This is a genomic window from Catenisphaera adipataccumulans, assembly GCF_014202755.1.
Taxonomy (GTDB): domain Bacteria; phylum Bacillota_I; class Bacilli_A; order Erysipelotrichales; family Erysipelotrichaceae; genus Catenisphaera; species Catenisphaera adipataccumulans.
Window position 1 is genome coordinate 1 of record NZ_JACHHK010000005.1, and the last position, 14,774, is coordinate 14,774.

Genomic DNA, 14,774 nt, shown 5'->3' on the forward strand with positions numbered 1-14,774 from the left:
ACCAAAAGGATTGGTATAATGTTTGCGCACTTACTTTAAACTCGACTGAAGTTTAAGGCGGAAGGAGGAAAAAGCGATGAAAAAAGGGATTCATCCGAATTATCACAAGGTGAAATGTGTTTGTACGTCTTGCGGTAATGAATTTGAGACAGGAAGCACGATCAAGGGCGACGTATTGCGTGTCGATACTTGCAGCAACTGCCATCCGTTCTATACCGGCCGTCAGCGTTTCGCAGCGGCACAGGGACGTATTGAGAAATTTAATAAGAAATACGGTTTGAAGTAAGCCGGGCTCTGACGAGTCCGGTTTTCTTATGCTATAATGAATGCGGCAGGTGAGAATATGAAATTCGCAAAACGGATGGACATGTTTCAGGAGTCCATTTTTACGACATTAAAAGATAAGAAAACAGAATATACAAAAAAGACCGGAAAAGACCCGATCGACTTTTCCATCGGTTCCCCAAATATCTATCCAGAACCTTCTATCATCAAAGTGATGCAGGAATCCGTAACGGTCGGTGATAATTATCGGTATGCAATCAAAGAACTGCCGGAAATGATCGAAGCCATTCAGGACTGGTATAAAAACCGGTATCATGTTGAATTAGCGTATGATGAAATCATGTGCCTGCAGGGCAGTCAGGAAGCCTTGAGCACATTGCCGCTGGCTGTCTGTGATCCGGGGGATATCGTGCTGGTCCCGGATCCGCACTATCCGATCTTCAGCGACGGACCAAAAATAGCCGGTGCGGAAGTCGTTTATATGCCGATGAAAGAAGAATACGATTATTTGATCCAATTCGATCAGATTGATGAAGACGTGGCCAAGAAGGCAAAAATGATGATCGTTTCTTACCCGAACAATCCAACCTGTGCAACGGCACCGGATTCATTCTATGAAAAGCTGATCGCGTTTGCGAAAAAATACGATATCCTTGTTGTACATGACAATGCCTACAGCGAATTGGTCTTTGATGGTAAAATAGGCAAAAGCTTCCTTTCCTATCCGGGGGCAAAAGAAGTCGGTGTGGAACTGAACTCTTTTTCGAAGACATACGGAATGGCCGGTGCCCGACTGGGCGTGCTGGTCGGCAATGAAGAAGTGGTCCGCACTTATAATATATTAAAATCCAACATGGATTACGGTATTTTCCTGCCGGTCCAGTATGCGGGCATCGAGGCGCTGCGGCATGGCGGCTCCAGCATTCCTGAAACGCGGCAGGCTTATCAGGACCGCCGTGATGCGCTGGTCAAAGCGTTCGCAGAAGCTGGCTGGGATATTCCTGTCAGTAAGGCGACCATGTTCGCATGGGCAAGGATCCCGGATACGTATAAAGATTCCGCAGCTTTTGTGTTAGATCTTCTGGACAAGGCGGGCGTCGTCGTGACACCGGGGCAGTCATTCGGCGAAGCGGGCGAGCGTTATGTGCGCCTGGCGCTGGTTCAGGACATCGATCAAATCGAAGAGGCCGCCCGGCGGATCAAAAAATCAGGTATTTTCAGACGATGAATGGTCATCGTCTTTTTTCATGCGTATATCTGTTTATGAAATGTCTGCGTTGTCAAAATGAAGATCCGCGGCTGTTTGCGCAGGATCACGGGGTGTGGTACTGCCGCCGGTGCATCGGGTTCTCGCGTTTGGATGTGGGGATGCCGGTCCAGCCGGCCAATTTGTCTCGTCGGAAACTGCCGGTCCGGCCGGTCATGAACTATTCTTTGACGGAACATCAGGCACAGGCCTCTGCGCAGGCGCTGTCGCATCTCAAAGCCGGTTATGATGTCTTCATGTATGCGGCAACCGGTGCGGGGAAAACAGAATGCACGTTGGAAAGCATTTGTTACTATTTGAAAGCAGGAAAGAAAGTCTGTTTTGCGATCAGCCGCCGGCAAGTCGTGCTGGAGATCCGCGCGCGTATGCAAAGCTTCTTTCCAGATCTGAACGTCATTGCGGTCTGCCAAGGGTATACCGATGTGACCGACGGGGATCTGATCGTATGCACGACGCATCAGCTCTATCGCTATCCATATGCGTTTGATTTACTGATCCTCGATGAGGTCGATGCGTTTCCGTATGCGGGCAATGCCCTGCTGGAATCGATCGCTGCCCAATCATGCATCGGACAGATCCTGTATTTGAGCGCCACACCGGATGAGACATTCCGCAAAGCGATGAAAGCCGGCAAGATGAAAGAAGTTTGTCTGTTTGAACGGCCGCATCATCATCCGATCCCAGTTCCGCAGATCAAACAAATGCCGGCCTGGATGCAGGTGCTGTTTATATTATCGTTCTGTCATCATCATACGGAACCCATCTTGGTTTTTGTGCCGACCAAGGCCGACTGTATCTGGATGGCGGGCTTGTTACGGTGTCCGTATATTCATTCCGGAACAGAAAACAAGGATGAGCAGATGGAGGCATTCCGTGATCATCAGTTTTCCCGTCTGGTCTGTACGACATTATTGGAACGCGGCATCACGGTCGCCAATGTGCAGGTGCTGGTTTATCAGGGACAGCACGCGGTTTTTACTTCCGCAAGCTTGATCCAGATTTTCGGACGGGTGGGGCGCAGTTTTGATGCGCCGCAAGGAGAAGCGATATGTCTTTGTCGCTATGCCGACGACTCAGTCAAAGACTGCGTCAGGCAGTTGCAACAGATGAACGACTATGTCTGATTTGTCAGCAGCCGCTGGCGCCGTGGAATGAAGATGTGATCTGTCCGGACTGCCGGCAGCAGCTGATCGTTCGTAAAGAGATCTATCATGTGCACGGCGCTGACTGGTTCGTACTTTATGAATATGATCCGTTTCTGGAACGTCTGTTGTTTCAATGGAAGGAACAAGGAGATGTAGCTTTGGCCCCGTTGTTTTTGGATCGACGCGTGTTTCGAAAATGGAGCCGGGATCGGATCCTCCTCGGTCCGCCGAGTTCAGCCGAAAAGCGTATGGCACGTGGGTTTGAGACCATTTCGGCTATTTATGAACCATTTGAAATCTATTTTCCGTTCTATAAAACTAGTGCTGTCAAGCAAAGCAAGCAGTCGGCGGCTGCCCGCCGTCAGATCGATCAAATCATTCAGAAAAAAACGTTATATCCCTTACCTAAAGGCCCCTACCTATTGGTTGACGATGTATGCACGACTGGTTCGACATTAACTGCCTGCCTGGATCTGATACCGGCTGACCGTGTCTTTGTGCTGGCCGGGCACCCTTTATGGCTGGAAACGCATTCACAAAATTTAGTAGTAAAACGGCAATGAATTTGGTAAAATACACTCTAAAGGGGAGATCCATATGAAAGACAATGATGAAATTTCTAAATTGATCGACTCGATGGAAAGTGATGATACGTTGGAGCGGAAAATGAATGCGTTCAAGCAGGAAAAAGAGCGCAAGAGCCGCGTACAGCGTTTGCAGAAAAATAAAAAAGAAGAAACGAAACCGGAAGCAAAACCGGTATTAAGTCAGGCGGATCTGAACGATCCGGAAACAGAAGAACCAACCGATGATGCGGACGGCCGGACCATGGCCTGGAATCCGCATCAAATCAAAGAGGAAGAAGACTCGAATAAAACCGTCATCATGAGCGATGATAAGATCCAGAGATTGTGGAAACGGGAAGAATCCGGATCGCAGACATCGGCACAAAAGGATGCTGATGCGCCGAAGTTGGAACGGAAAGTCGTTTCCGGCGGTTCGGGCGGCAAGAAAAAACACAGTGCGCTGAATCAGGAAGATACGCGCAGGATCATTAAGTATATTGCAGTTGCGGTTTTATCTGTCCTTTTAGTGGTCGGTGTAGCCAAAGCGGTGACGACATTGATCGACAACAACGAGAATGCAGCCGAAGCGACCAGCGGTTATTCCGATTTAAAGAAGTGGGCAGAAAGCTATGATTCATTATCTTCTTCTGAAAAACAGGACATCACTGAATATGAGTCGATCTATAACAAGCTGACCGATGCTGAAAAGGATGAAATTGACGCGATCCTGAAAGAGAAAAGCGGTTATACGTTCAATCAGCTTTTAGCAAAGGCAAAATCGGCAAAGAAGAAATCAACCAAAAATAACAACACGAAGAACGCGGAGAAAAAGGCAAAACTGCTGTCAAGGATCAATGCGTTGAAGACCAAGCTGGCCGCCGCGCAGCAGGATCTGACCGATGCGCAGAACAGTGAGACCACGGCGCAGTCGACCATTGATTCGATCAATCAGCAGCTGACCGATCTGGATACCAATCTGAGCAACGCAAAGACAGATTATCAGTCCGCGCAGACCGCTTATGAAGCAGCGAAAAAAGCATATCAGGAAGCGGACAGCGAAGATGACAATTATGATGAATTGGAGCAGGCGTATAATGAGGCGCAGTCCGAATACAACACGGCCAAGAGCACCTATGACGGCCTGAATGCATCCTACAGTTCGACGAAAAAATCGCTGGAGACCCAGCTGTCGAGCGCGAAGGAGGACTTAAGCGATGCGCAGAAAGATGAATCCGATGCGCAGACATTGGTCAATTCTTATACGGCACAGATCAATAAACTGCAGGCGCAGTATGACAGCTTAGACTAAAGAAAACCGGATGATTCCGGTTTTTTATTGATTGATTAAAAAATTTTGCTAGAATAGATATAGCTGAAAGAGGTGGAAGCAAGATGCGCAACGCAATCATTTTAGCAGCCGGCAAAGGAACCCGAATGAAATCGGAACGTTCTAAAGTCATGCATACGATCATCGACCGACCGATGTTATCTTATATTGTTGATGCCCTGCGGCAAGTTCACGTTGAACGAATTGTTGTCGTCGTAGGATATCAGGCTGAAAGCATTCAGTCTTATTATCATGATGTAGAATTTGCACTGCAGGAACCGCAGCTGGGGACTGGCCATGCCGTGATGCAATGCCAGCAGCTGAAAGATGCGCAGGGCGACACTGTGGTCATCAACGGGGACGGACCGTGCATTCAGCCGGAAACGCTGGAACAGTTGTTTCAGGCCAATGAAGGCGCCTCGCTGACATTATTGACCGCGATGCTGGAGGATGCCGGTGCGTACGGACGGATCGTTCACAATGCCGAAGGCAATGTGACGGCGATCGTCGAAGCCAAAGATTGTACGCCGGAACAGCTGCAGATTCGTGAAATCAATGCCGGTGTGTATTGTTTCAAGAATCGCGACCTGTTTGACAATCTCGATCAATTGTCGACCGACAATGCCCAGCACGAATATTATCTGACCGATATGGTGAAGATCCTGGCCGGGCAGGGCAAAAAAGTCAACGGCATGGTGATCGAGAACCGCGAAGAAGTCCTGGGCATCAATGATTGTGCAGAACTGCATCGTGCTTATCGATGGATGTGCAGCCGCATCAATACCCATTGGATGCAGGAGGGCGTGCAGATCGTTGATCCGCAGCGGACGGTCATCGGCAAAGATGTAAAGATCGGGCACGATGTCATCATTCATCCGGGAACACAGATCACCGGGGAATCGATCATCGCAGACGGTGCTGAGATTTTTCCCAACACGGTCATCGATCAGGCGACGATCGGCAGAAATGCCAAGATCGGTCCCATGGCCTATGTCCATGGAACGCAGATTGACGAGGGCGAAACAGTGAAAGCATTCACAGAACGCAGCCGCTGAATTCAGCGTGAGGGAACATTTGAGCAGAGTTACATCAATGAGAAAGGACAACACATGGAAAATACTATTGTATTCGCATTATCATCTAGTAAGGAATTAGCCAAAGAGATTTGTGATGAGTTAGGGATGTCGCTCGGCGATATTGCGATCGAGCATTTTGCCGACGGTGAGATCCTGGTAACACCGAAAGACTCGGTGCGCGGTAAACACGTTTACCTGGTCCAAAGCACGAACAAGCCGGTCAACGACAATCTAATGGAACTGCTGATTGCGATCGACGCCTGCAAGCGTGCCAGTGCGCAGACCATCAACTGCATCATTCCGTATTTCGGATATGCACGTCAGGACCGCAAGGCGAAACCGCGTCAGCCGATCACAGCGAAACTGGTGGCGACCTTGCTGGAAAGCGCCGGAGCCAGCCGCGTCGCAACGGTCGACCTGCACGCGACACAGATTCAAGGATTCTATGATATTCCGGCCGATGATATTGCGGCCAATTCGTTGATCGCCAATTACTTCCTGCACAAGGAAGCCAGTGATCTGGATAAGATCGTTGTTGTTTCGCCGGATCATGGCGGTGCCGTACGCGCGCGCCATTTGGCAGAAGCTTTACATGCACCGATCGCGATCATCGATAAACGCCGTCCGAAACCGAACGTTGCTGTCGCAATGAATCTGATCGGTGATGTGAACGGTAAAGTTGCCATCATCATTGATGACATGGTAGATACAGCCGGTACGATCTCATCCGGTGTCAAGATGCTGAAAGAGCACGGTGCGACCAAAGTGTATGCAACCTGCTCACATGGTATCTTGTCCGGACCGGCGATCGATCGTCTGAAAGCAGCCGGATTGGAAGAATTTGTCTGCACGAATACGATCGATCAAACCGAGAATTTAAAGAAGTTCCCGGAAATGAAAGTTTTATCGGTAGCACCGCTGCTGGCTGGATTGATCAGCTCGGTCGAAACCAATTCTTCTTTATCGGCAGCACTGAAGCATGCCGTACATGGCTACATTGCAGATTGAAAGAGCTGAATTCCAGCTCTTTTTTAGCGGAAAAGAGGATCATGATGAAAATATTTTTTTATGCACTTCGGGAATTTGATGAACTGCCGTATTGTGAAGAGTTAAAGCAGGAAACGGGAATCGATTTTGATTGGGCGGCCGCCTATCCGTCGATGGAAAATGCCGATCTGGCGGCTGGGTGTGACGCGGTCAGCTTTACACCTTGTGCAATGCCGGAAAAGCTGATGAATAAATTCAAGGATCTAGGTGTCAAGTATCTGACATGCCGGTCCATCGGCTACGATCATGTTGACCTAAATGTTGCAGCTAAACTCGGCCTGCGTGTTTCCAACATCAGCTATACACCCAACGGTGTTGCCAACTATGCGATCATGCTGATGTTGATGAGCCTGCGCCGCATGAACCATATCATGAAACGCGCGGAGCTGCAGGATTATTCGCTGAAAGGGAAAATCGGCCGGGACATTTCGGACTGCACGGTCGGTGTGATCGGCACCGGCAGCATTGGCACGACCGTGGTCCGGCACTTGTCCGGTTTCGGCTGCCGGATCCTGGCTTACGATCTGTATCCAAATGAAGAAGCCGCAAAATATGCAGAGTATGTCGATCTGGATGACTTGCTGGCGCAAAGTGATGCCGTCACGCTGCATACCAACGCCACCAAGGATAATTATCATCTGATCAATGAACAAACATTGGCAAAGATGAAAGACGAAGCGGTGATCGTAAATACGGCCCGCGGCAAGCTGATCGACAGCAAGGCGTTGATCCAGGCACTGAAAAGCGGCAAGATCGGTGCAGCGGCACTGGATGTGGTCGAAAACGAAAATGGCTTATACTACTACAATCACATGGGAGATGTCATGGATCAGGATCAGCTGGCCATTTTGCGTTCGTTTCCGAATGTGATCGTCAGTCCGCATACTGCTTTTTACACACGGCGGGATGTCCGTCAGATGGTGGAAGGGATCTTTCAAAGTGTGCAATGTTTTCAGCAGGGAATCGAGAATCCGCACGAAGTCAAAATAAAATAGGGGGAGTGTCCGCTGGGCACTCCCTTTATGCGAAGACATGCGCAAAGTTTTTTTCGATCTGTGCACACAAAGATGGGACTTCCATGTCTTTCAGTTCGGCAATTTTTTCTGCCACATACCGCACATACATCGGTTCGTTTTCATGACCACGATGCGGCACCGGTGTTAAATACGGCGAATCGGTCTCACTTAAGATCCGGTCGGCGGGGCAGGCTTTGACACAAGCCGGCCCTTGCCGGGAATTCTTGAACGTGATCGGTCCGGCAAAGGAGATCACTGAATCCATTTTCAAGGCTTCCTGCATGGTTTCCGGACTGCCTGAGAAGCAGTGAAAGATGATCCGTGTATGCGCGTGCTGCCGCAGCAGATCCATGCAGTCTTTCGTGGCATCGCGCATATGGATGGAAACCGGCAGGTGATACGTATTGGCGATTTCCAGCTGTTTGACGAACAATTGTTTCTGTGCGTCTTTGAATGACGTATCCCAATGGTAATCCAAACCGATCTCTCCCAGACAATCCAGGTGACCGGCCTGGATCTCATTTTCAAGATAGGTCAGATGTGCATCGGTCATTTCTTTGGCATCGCCGGGAAACCAGCCGAACGCCAGTTTGAAAAACGGATATTGTTCCTTGATGACTTTCGCCCGTTCGAATTCGGTTTGATTCGTGCTCATGATCATGCACGATGTGACATGATGCGTTTGTATATTTTGAATGATTTCATCCACTCTTGCGTATAGACGATCGCAGGTGATGTGACAATGGCTGTCTGTGTACATTTTCAAACCTCCTAAGATATATTATAATCATAAAGCAGGAGAAAAACGATGCAAGTCAAGATGAGAGTAAATGTCAGTGCCGAAGCGTTCTATCACGTACTGGTGCAGTCGGCCATGGATGAAATCAAACAAGTCACCGGCCGTACCGTCGATGAAGCAAGGCTGACCAAAGGCATGACCTATCGGAAAAAGAGCGCCGGCCGGTCCATCAAGGTGAAGATCGGCAAATTAGTGCCGAACCGAAAATACACAGCGATATTCGTCACCGTCTTCAGCCGGCTGACCTTCACATACGCGTTTGAACCAATCGATGATCGCTCATGTACGATCACTTATACACAGGACTATCTGGGGCCAGGTTCCATGGATGAAAGGGAAGCGGCAAAACAAGTCAGAAAAACGATCCGGGATGCGGAAAAGCGCATCAGAAAAAAACAATCGGGCAAGTAAATGCCCGATTATTTTTTATAACCTAAATTTTCGATGATCTCTACCATCGCATCGTGTGTATCTTCCCGTGCCAGCGCAAATTCAACCTGTGCCTGCAGGAAGCCTTTCTTATCACCGACATCGTACCGCTTGCCGACGAAATCATATGCATACACTTTTTCTTTCTGCGCCAGACGATCGATCGCATCGGTCAGCTGGATCTCGTTGCCTTTGCCGGCTTGCTGGGTCTCAAGGAAATCGAAGATTTCCGGCGTCAGCACATAGCGGCCTAAAATGGCCATATCGCTTGGTGCTTTGTCAATGTCCGGTTTTTCAACGAACGTCTTGACCTGGATCAGACGGTCGTTGATCTTCTTTTCCGGATCGATCACACCGTATTTATTGACATTTTCATGTTTGATGGTCTGGACGCCGACAACGGTCGCACCCGTTTCGTTGTAGACGTCGATCAGCTGACGGATCGCAGTCGGTCCGCCCGGATTGCGCACGATATCATCGCCCAACAGCACTGCGGTCGGTTCATTGCCGACGAATTGTTTCGCACACAAGATCGCATGACCAAGTCCTTTTGGGTTTTTCTGCCGTACCGCAAATACGTTGATCATATTGGCGATGTCCTGTACCATTTTTAAATGTTCCGTATCGCCGGATTCTTTCAGCTTCTGTTCCAGTTCAAAACTGACATCAAAATGGTCGATGACGCAGTTTTTATAACTGTTCGTGATGATACAGATTTCTTCGATGCCGCTCTGTACAGCTTCTTCGACGATATATTGGATGGTCGGCACGTCGACGATCGGCAGCATTTCCTTCGGAACGGCTTTGGTTGCCGGCAGAAAACGCGTACCAAATCCCGCGGCCGGGATGATAGCCTTACGGACTGGTTTAAACATGACTTTTTCCTCCTTGGTTCAAACAGTATGATTATACCATGGAACATGTATAAAGTTCGAAAAGAAAATGATAAAATGATATATTAGAGAATGAAAGGATGCGAAGCTATGTCAAAAATGGAAGACCGTTTGGACGGAATCGTCGAACGATACAATGAAATCAATGAATTAATGATGCGCAGCGACATCGTTTCAGATCGTAAGACCATGGCCAAGCTCGGCCGGGAACAAAACGAACTGACTCCGATCGTTGAAACGTATCAAAAATATAAAAAGGCCAAAGAAGAACTGGCCGAGGATCAAGAGCTCCTGAAAGAGGATGATAAAGAGATCCGCGAAATGGCCCAGGCCGAGATCGATGAGCTGGAACCCAAGATCCAGGCTGACCTGGATCGCTTGGAAATCTTACTGGTGCCGAAAGATCCGAACGACTCACACAACTGTATTCTGGAGATCCGCGGCGCAGCCGGCGGCGACGAAGGAAACATCTTTGCGGGAGATCTATATCGCATGTACATCAAATACTGCGAAAGCAAGAACTGGAAAACGGAGATCATTGAAGCAGAACCGTCGGAAGCCGGCGGTTATTCATTGATATCCTTTAAAGTCACCGGCGACGGCGCGTACGGTACTTTTAAGTTCGAGTCCGGTTCCCATCGTGTACAGCGGGTGCCGAAGACTGAAAGTCAGGGCCGTATTCATACTTCGACGGCCACTGTTTTATGTATGCCGGAGATCGAAGAGGAAGACTTTGAACTGGATATGAACGATCTGGAAATCGAGACCATGCGTTCAAGCGGTGCCGGCGGTCAGCACATCAATAAAACCGATTCCGCCGTGCGCATCGTACATAAACCGACCGGCATCGTTGTTAAGTGTCAGGACGGCCGCAGTCAGCACGAGAACCGTGCTACGGCGCTGATGACCATCCGCGCCCGTGTCTATGAAGAGCAGCAGCGGGAGAAAGAAGCGAAAAATGAGGCAGAGCGGATGTCAAAGATCGGCACCGGCGACCGGGCCGAAAAGATCCGCACCTACAATTATCCGCAGAACCGCGTGACGGATCACCGGATCGGCTATACGGTCAATCAGCTGGATCGGATCATGGACGGCCGTCTGGATGATCTGATGAATGCCCTGACGGCAGCGGATCAGAAAGCCAAACTAGCAGGAGAACGTTCATGACCTATCATGAATTGGTCAAAGAAGGGCAGGAACGGCTGTATCAGGCCGGGCAGGGGGAACAGGCAGCCCAGGTGCTGATGGTGGAACTCTGCCGGCAGAAGGAGATCAATTTATATTTGGAAATGGACAATGACTGCCCCGAAGCGTTGATGACCGATTATCTGGAAGGCATTCATGAGATGGAGAAAGGCGAACCGCTTGGTTATGTCTTAGGGTATGAATGGTTTTATGGCTATGATTTTATCGTAAATCCTGATGTGCTCATCCCGCGTCCGGAAACGGAAGAACTGGTCGGTCTGGTGCTGCAGAAATTTGATGAGAAATTTTCAGACCGTGAGCAGGTGACGGTATTCGATGTGGCAACCGGATCGGGCGCCATCGGGATCTCCTTAAATAAAGAAGAACCGCGCATGCATGTCATTGCTTCGGATATTTCTGCGGCAGCCTTGAAGGTAGCCCGTGCGAATCGGGAGAAGTTCGATGCGGATGTGCAGCTGATCCGCGGGGATATGCTGGAGCCGTTCATCGACCGTGATCTGCATTGTGATATTTGTGTCTGCAACCCGCCGTATATTCCGCAGGCCGAAAAAATGGAACATAGCGTGGTGGATTATGAGCCGCATGTTGCCTTGTTCGGGGGCGAAGACGGATTGAAATTTTATCGGGATGTCTTTGCGCATGCGGAACAAGTCTGCCGGCCGGATGCTCTGCTGGCATTTGAGATCGGCTATGACCAAAGGGAACGGCTTACGGCACTGGCGAAGTCGTATTTTCCGCAGGCAGTCATCGAAGTGCATCAAGATATGAGCGGGAAAGATCGAATGTTGACGATCGAAAAATAGAAAGAAGCTGAAATATGAAAATGAATAAAAATGCACCATGCTGGTGCGGATCAGGAAAAAAGTACAAGAATTGTCATGAAAAATGGGATGAAACGATCAATGTTCTGCGGCTGCAGGGAAAGATCGTCCCGGGACATAATTTGATCAAAAATGCAGAGGATATCAAATGGATCAAGAAAGCGGCCGCCATCAACAACGGTGTGCTCGATTTGATCGAAGAGAAGATCTGCCCCGGCATGACGACGGAAGAAATCGATCAGATGGTTTATAACTATACGACGGAACATGGCGGTATTCCGGCGGATCTGGGCTTTGAGGGCTATCCGAAAAGCGTCTGCACATCCGTCAATAATGAAGTCTGCCACGGCATCCCGAGTCCGGATGTGGTCTTAAAAGAGGGCGATATCGTCAATGTCGACTGTACGACGATTTTCCATAAACATTACGCAGATGCCAGCCGGATGTTCTGTGTCGGCAAAGTCAGTGAAGAGGCTCAGCGTCTGGTGGATGTGACCAAAGAATGTATGGAGAAAGGCATCGAAGCGGTCCGTCCGTGGGGATATCTGGGCGATATCGGCGCAGCGATCCAGGAACATGCGCATAAGAACGGTTATACCGTCGTACGGGATTTCTGCGGCCACGGTGTCGGCAACGGTTTTCATGAAGATCCGTATGTCCGCCATATTGGGGTGCGCAATACCGGAATGATCCTGGCGCCGGGCATGGTTTTCACCATTGAACCGATGATCAACCAAGGTGTCTATCAGCTGTACATTGATCAGAAAAATGGCTGGACGGCTTATACCAAAGACGGCAAGCTGAGCGCACAATGGGAAAATACCTTGTTGGTGACAGAGCACGGTGTTGAAATTCTGGCGTGGTAAGTTAACCGCTTACAGTTTGCCAAATGGCGCGAAACGGCTTGAAAAAGGCCTTGAAAGCTTGTATTCACGGGTTTCTTGTGCTATTTTATAACCGTATTAGGAGGAAGTATTATGGAAAAATGGACGCAAGAACAGTACGCATCCCGCCTGCAGGAAATGAAGCAGGAAGCGCACGATAAGATGTGGTTATATATCGAAGTCAATGCAAAAGACTTCATGGAAGAAAACGAGCCGGGAGTTAAGAACTTACGGCCGTGCTGCAAGGCCATGTTGGATGCGATGCTGGAAGGTGACGGATTTATCGTTGAACCGAAGGTCCGCACGAAGATTGCCGGTACGTTAACGATTCGTTACTACGTTGACAATCTGGATCCATCACGCCGCAAATACGCTGACGTTGTTGCTGAAAAGTAAACAGAAAAAAAATGGGGCTGTCCGTATCGGGCAGCCCCTATTTAAATGATTTCCAACTGCATAAAAGCTTTATATAAGCCCTCTTTTCCAACCGGGTCTGTCACATGGTCAACTTGCTGTTTGACAACAGGATCGGCGTTGCCCATCGCAACAGAAACATCGGATTTCAGAAACATCGGGAGATCGTTATCCGAATCGCCGCAGGCAATGGATAAATACGCATCTCCGTAGTAACTTTCTACTGTATCGATGGCCGTTCCTTTATTGAAACGGGCATCGGTGATCTCACCGCCGAAGCGGCCGAAACGAGTCAGTTTCAGATCATCCGGCAGCACGGCCCGGATCTCATCATCGAAATGCCGATGGCTGTGGATCGCGATCTTCATGATCTGGCGGTAGTCTTCTGCACGCATCGCTGTGACCGGCGGTTTGGATTCCAGATGCTGCAGCAGGACGTTCTGCGAATTGGCAAAAGATTGCTGCGAGCCTTCCATCGCATAGCGGTAGCCAAGCGTTTTGATCCGCTGCTCGATCTCTTGTGCATCCTTGAGCGGATGATAGAAGATCGGCCGGCCTTCCGCTTCGATGTCGGTGCCTGCTGAAAAACAATAGCCGTTCAGTCCCAACTGCAGGATAGAGCTATTGATCTCACTGCGGGCACGCCCGGTATTCAGGAACACTTTGTTTCCGTTTTTTTGTGCCTGTCGGATCGCACGAATTGCTGAGCGCGGGATCTTGCCGCGGTCCCATAACGTGCCGTCCAGATCCAGGAAGATGATCCTTTTCATACTCTCATATTAGCATGTTTTCAGTCCAATAAACCAAAATGGGCAAAAGCGTTATATAAACCGGCATTTCTGACATCATCGGTCACATAGGTCACGATTTGTTTCACGCTCTGCGTGGCATTTCCCATGCCGATGGATTCATCGGATGCCTTCAGCATCGAGATATCGTTATCGGAATCGCCGGCACTGATGGTGCGGTAATTTCCGCCGTAATAGTTTTTCACAAAATCGATCGCCGTGCCCTTGCTGTAGTGGCTGTCGGTGATCTCACCGCCGGTATTGCTGTAGGTGGTCCAGATCAAATGCTTTGGCAGGGAATCCAGGATCACTTCTGGTTTGAGGATACCGTAATAGTTGATCTGCACTTTCATGATCTGGCGGAAATCTTCCTCCTGCATGTCGGTCACGCTTGGAAATAAGGAACGCCGATGGAACAAGATCTGCCGGGTATCCTGCTGATACAGCTTCTTGAACAAACGGCGGTTGATGCTGTCGGTAAAGCTGATGCGCGAACCTTCCATCGTATATCCGAAATGCAGAGAGTAGATGTGTTCCTGTATTTGTTTGGCAATGGAATCTTTCATCGGGTGATAGAGCAGGCGTCTGCCGCCGATCCATATTTCCGTACCGGCAGAAAGACAGAATCCGTCCAGATCCAGGTCCATCATTTCCCGCATTTCGCTGCGGACCCGTCCAGTATTGATGAATACTTTATGACCGTTCTGCCGCGCGATCCGGATGGCTTCCAGGGCAGAGGGCGGAATCTTTTCGTACAGGCTCAACGTACCGTCAATGTCTAAAAATACGATACTTTTCATATCGTCATTTT

At 49.3% G+C, this 14,774-nt stretch carries 17 protein-coding genes; 13 read left to right on the forward strand and 4 right to left on the reverse strand.

Annotated features, from left to right (window positions below; all coding sequences use genetic code 11):
* The first annotated feature begins 76 nt into the window (after positions 1-76).
* The 8 genes from rpmE to HNQ47_RS06825 all read left to right on the forward strand — a co-directional run bounded on the left by rpmE (position 77) and on the right by HNQ47_RS06825 (position 7,708).
* Positions 77-286 (forward strand): 50S ribosomal protein L31, encoded by a 210-nt coding sequence (rpmE, locus tag HNQ47_RS06790; protein WP_183328649.1) that lies wholly within the window; start codon positions 77-79, stop codon positions 284-286.
* Between the two features lie 57 nt (positions 287-343).
* Entirely contained in the window at positions 344-1,513 is a 1,170-nt protein-coding gene (locus HNQ47_RS06795) for an aminotransferase class I/II-fold pyridoxal phosphate-dependent enzyme (protein WP_183328650.1), read from the forward strand.
* A 35-nt stretch (positions 1,514-1,548) separates the two neighbouring features.
* On the forward strand, positions 1,549-2,676 hold the full coding sequence (locus tag HNQ47_RS06800; RefSeq protein WP_183328651.1) for a helicase-related protein: 1,128 nt from the start codon (positions 1,549-1,551) through the stop codon (positions 2,674-2,676).
* Positions 2,601-3,260 (forward strand): ComF family protein, encoded by a 660-nt coding sequence (locus HNQ47_RS06805; RefSeq protein ID WP_183328652.1) that lies wholly within the window; start codon positions 2,601-2,603, stop codon positions 3,258-3,260. The genes HNQ47_RS06800 and HNQ47_RS06805 overlap by 76 nt, the downstream gene beginning before the upstream one ends.
* A 34-nt stretch (positions 3,261-3,294) precedes the next feature.
* Entirely contained in the window at positions 3,295-4,572 is a 1,278-nt protein-coding gene (locus tag HNQ47_RS06810; RefSeq protein WP_183328653.1) for a GumC domain-containing protein, read from the forward strand.
* Positions 4,573-4,655: 83 nt separating this feature from the next.
* Positions 4,656-5,645, forward strand: coding sequence for a bifunctional UDP-N-acetylglucosamine diphosphorylase/glucosamine-1-phosphate N-acetyltransferase GlmU (locus HNQ47_RS06815; protein WP_183328654.1), 990 nt, complete (start codon positions 4,656-4,658; stop codon positions 5,643-5,645).
* A 54-nt stretch (positions 5,646-5,699) separates the two neighbouring features.
* Complete coding sequence (locus HNQ47_RS06820) at positions 5,700-6,674, forward strand: ribose-phosphate diphosphokinase (RefSeq protein WP_183328655.1); 975 nt, start codon at positions 5,700-5,702, stop codon at positions 6,672-6,674.
* 41 nt (positions 6,675-6,715) lie between these two features.
* On the forward strand, positions 6,716-7,708 hold the full coding sequence (locus HNQ47_RS06825; protein WP_221248072.1) for a D-isomer specific 2-hydroxyacid dehydrogenase family protein: 993 nt from the start codon (positions 6,716-6,718) through the stop codon (positions 7,706-7,708).
* A gap of 25 nt (positions 7,709-7,733) precedes the next feature.
* On the opposite strand, the gene HNQ47_RS06830 is transcribed toward HNQ47_RS06825, so the two are convergent.
* On the reverse strand, positions 7,734-8,489 hold the full coding sequence (locus HNQ47_RS06830) for a TatD family hydrolase (protein WP_183328656.1): 756 nt from the start codon (positions 8,487-8,489) through the stop codon (positions 7,734-7,736).
* 48 nt (positions 8,490-8,537) lie between these two features.
* On the opposite strand from HNQ47_RS06830, the gene HNQ47_RS06835 reads away from it, so the two are divergent.
* Positions 8,538-8,939 (forward strand): DUF3284 domain-containing protein, encoded by a 402-nt coding sequence (locus HNQ47_RS06835; protein ID WP_183328657.1) that lies wholly within the window; start codon positions 8,538-8,540, stop codon positions 8,937-8,939.
* Between the two features lie 8 nt (positions 8,940-8,947).
* Here the strand turns inward: HNQ47_RS06835 and galU are convergent, their stop codons facing one another.
* Complete coding sequence (gene galU / locus HNQ47_RS06840; protein ID WP_183328658.1) at positions 8,948-9,832, reverse strand: UTP--glucose-1-phosphate uridylyltransferase GalU; 885 nt, start codon at positions 9,830-9,832, stop codon at positions 8,948-8,950.
* A 108-nt stretch (positions 9,833-9,940) separates the two neighbouring features.
* Here galU and prfA point away from each other — a divergent pair, with 108 nt between their 5' ends.
* The 4 genes from prfA (at position 9,941) to HNQ47_RS06860 (ending at position 13,157) form a co-directional block, all read left to right on the forward strand.
* Positions 9,941-11,017 carry a peptide chain release factor 1 gene (gene prfA, locus HNQ47_RS06845; protein WP_183328659.1) on the forward strand — a complete coding sequence of 359 codons (1,077 nt, stop codon included), beginning with the start codon at positions 9,941-9,943 and terminating at the stop codon, positions 11,015-11,017.
* Positions 11,014-11,859, forward strand: coding sequence for a peptide chain release factor N(5)-glutamine methyltransferase (gene prmC, locus HNQ47_RS06850; RefSeq protein WP_183328660.1), 846 nt, complete (start codon positions 11,014-11,016; stop codon positions 11,857-11,859). Before prfA ends, prmC begins: the two co-directional genes overlap by 4 nt.
* A 14-nt stretch (positions 11,860-11,873) precedes the next feature.
* Positions 11,874-12,743 (forward strand): type I methionyl aminopeptidase, encoded by an 870-nt coding sequence (gene map, locus HNQ47_RS06855; protein WP_183328661.1) that lies wholly within the window; start codon positions 11,874-11,876, stop codon positions 12,741-12,743.
* Between the two features lie 111 nt (positions 12,744-12,854).
* On the forward strand, positions 12,855-13,157 hold the full coding sequence (locus HNQ47_RS06860; RefSeq protein ID WP_183328662.1) for a hypothetical protein: 303 nt from the start codon (positions 12,855-12,857) through the stop codon (positions 13,155-13,157).
* 41 nt (positions 13,158-13,198) lie between these two features.
* On the opposite strand, the gene HNQ47_RS06865 is transcribed toward HNQ47_RS06860, so the two are convergent.
* Together HNQ47_RS06865 and HNQ47_RS06870 are read right to left on the reverse strand one after the other, a co-directional pair.
* The gene (locus HNQ47_RS06865) at positions 13,199-13,945 is read right to left on the reverse strand and encodes an HAD-IIB family hydrolase (protein ID WP_183328663.1); all 747 of its coding nucleotides are present in this window, start codon (positions 13,943-13,945) and stop codon (positions 13,199-13,201) included.
* A gap of 20 nt (positions 13,946-13,965) precedes the next feature.
* Entirely contained in the window at positions 13,966-14,763 is a 798-nt protein-coding gene (locus HNQ47_RS06870) for an HAD-IIB family hydrolase (RefSeq protein ID WP_183328664.1), read from the reverse strand.
* Positions 14,764-14,774: the final 11 nt, after the last annotated feature.

Coding starts and splice junctions, on each gene's coding strand:
- HNQ47_RS06805 (WP_183328652.1), top strand. CDS start 2,601: ATGTCTTTGTCGCTATGCCGACGACTCAGTCAAAGACTGCGTCAGGCA.
- HNQ47_RS06815 (WP_183328654.1), top strand. CDS start 4,656: ATGCGCAACGCAATCATTTTAGCAGCCGGCAAAGGAACCCGAATGAAA.
- HNQ47_RS06820 (WP_183328655.1), top strand. CDS start 5,700: ATGGAAAATACTATTGTATTCGCATTATCATCTAGTAAGGAATTAGCC.
- HNQ47_RS06795 (WP_183328650.1), top strand. CDS start 344: ATGAAATTCGCAAAACGGATGGACATGTTTCAGGAGTCCATTTTTACG.
- HNQ47_RS06830 (WP_183328656.1), bottom strand. CDS start 8,489: ATGTACACAGACAGCCATTGTCACATCACCTGCGATCGTCTATACGCA.
- galU (WP_183328658.1), bottom strand. CDS start 9,832: ATGTTTAAACCAGTCCGTAAGGCTATCATCCCGGCCGCGGGATTTGGT.
- prmC (WP_183328660.1), top strand. CDS start 11,014: ATGACCTATCATGAATTGGTCAAAGAAGGGCAGGAACGGCTGTATCAG.
- HNQ47_RS06835 (WP_183328657.1), top strand. CDS start 8,538: ATGCAAGTCAAGATGAGAGTAAATGTCAGTGCCGAAGCGTTCTATCAC.
- HNQ47_RS06860 (WP_183328662.1), top strand. CDS start 12,855: ATGGAAAAATGGACGCAAGAACAGTACGCATCCCGCCTGCAGGAAATG.
- rpmE (WP_183328649.1), top strand. CDS start 77: ATGAAAAAAGGGATTCATCCGAATTATCACAAGGTGAAATGTGTTTGT.
- HNQ47_RS06810 (WP_183328653.1), top strand. CDS start 3,295: ATGAAAGACAATGATGAAATTTCTAAATTGATCGACTCGATGGAAAGT.
- HNQ47_RS06800 (WP_183328651.1), top strand. CDS start 1,549: ATGAAATGTCTGCGTTGTCAAAATGAAGATCCGCGGCTGTTTGCGCAG.
- HNQ47_RS06825 (WP_221248072.1), top strand. CDS start 6,716: ATGATGAAAATATTTTTTTATGCACTTCGGGAATTTGATGAACTGCCG.
- map (WP_183328661.1), top strand. CDS start 11,874: ATGAAAATGAATAAAAATGCACCATGCTGGTGCGGATCAGGAAAAAAG.
- HNQ47_RS06865 (WP_183328663.1), bottom strand. CDS start 13,945: ATGAAAAGGATCATCTTCCTGGATCTGGACGGCACGTTATGGGACCGC.
- HNQ47_RS06870 (WP_183328664.1), bottom strand. CDS start 14,763: ATGAAAAGTATCGTATTTTTAGACATTGACGGTACGTTGAGCCTGTAC.
- prfA (WP_183328659.1), top strand. CDS start 9,941: ATGTCAAAAATGGAAGACCGTTTGGACGGAATCGTCGAACGATACAAT.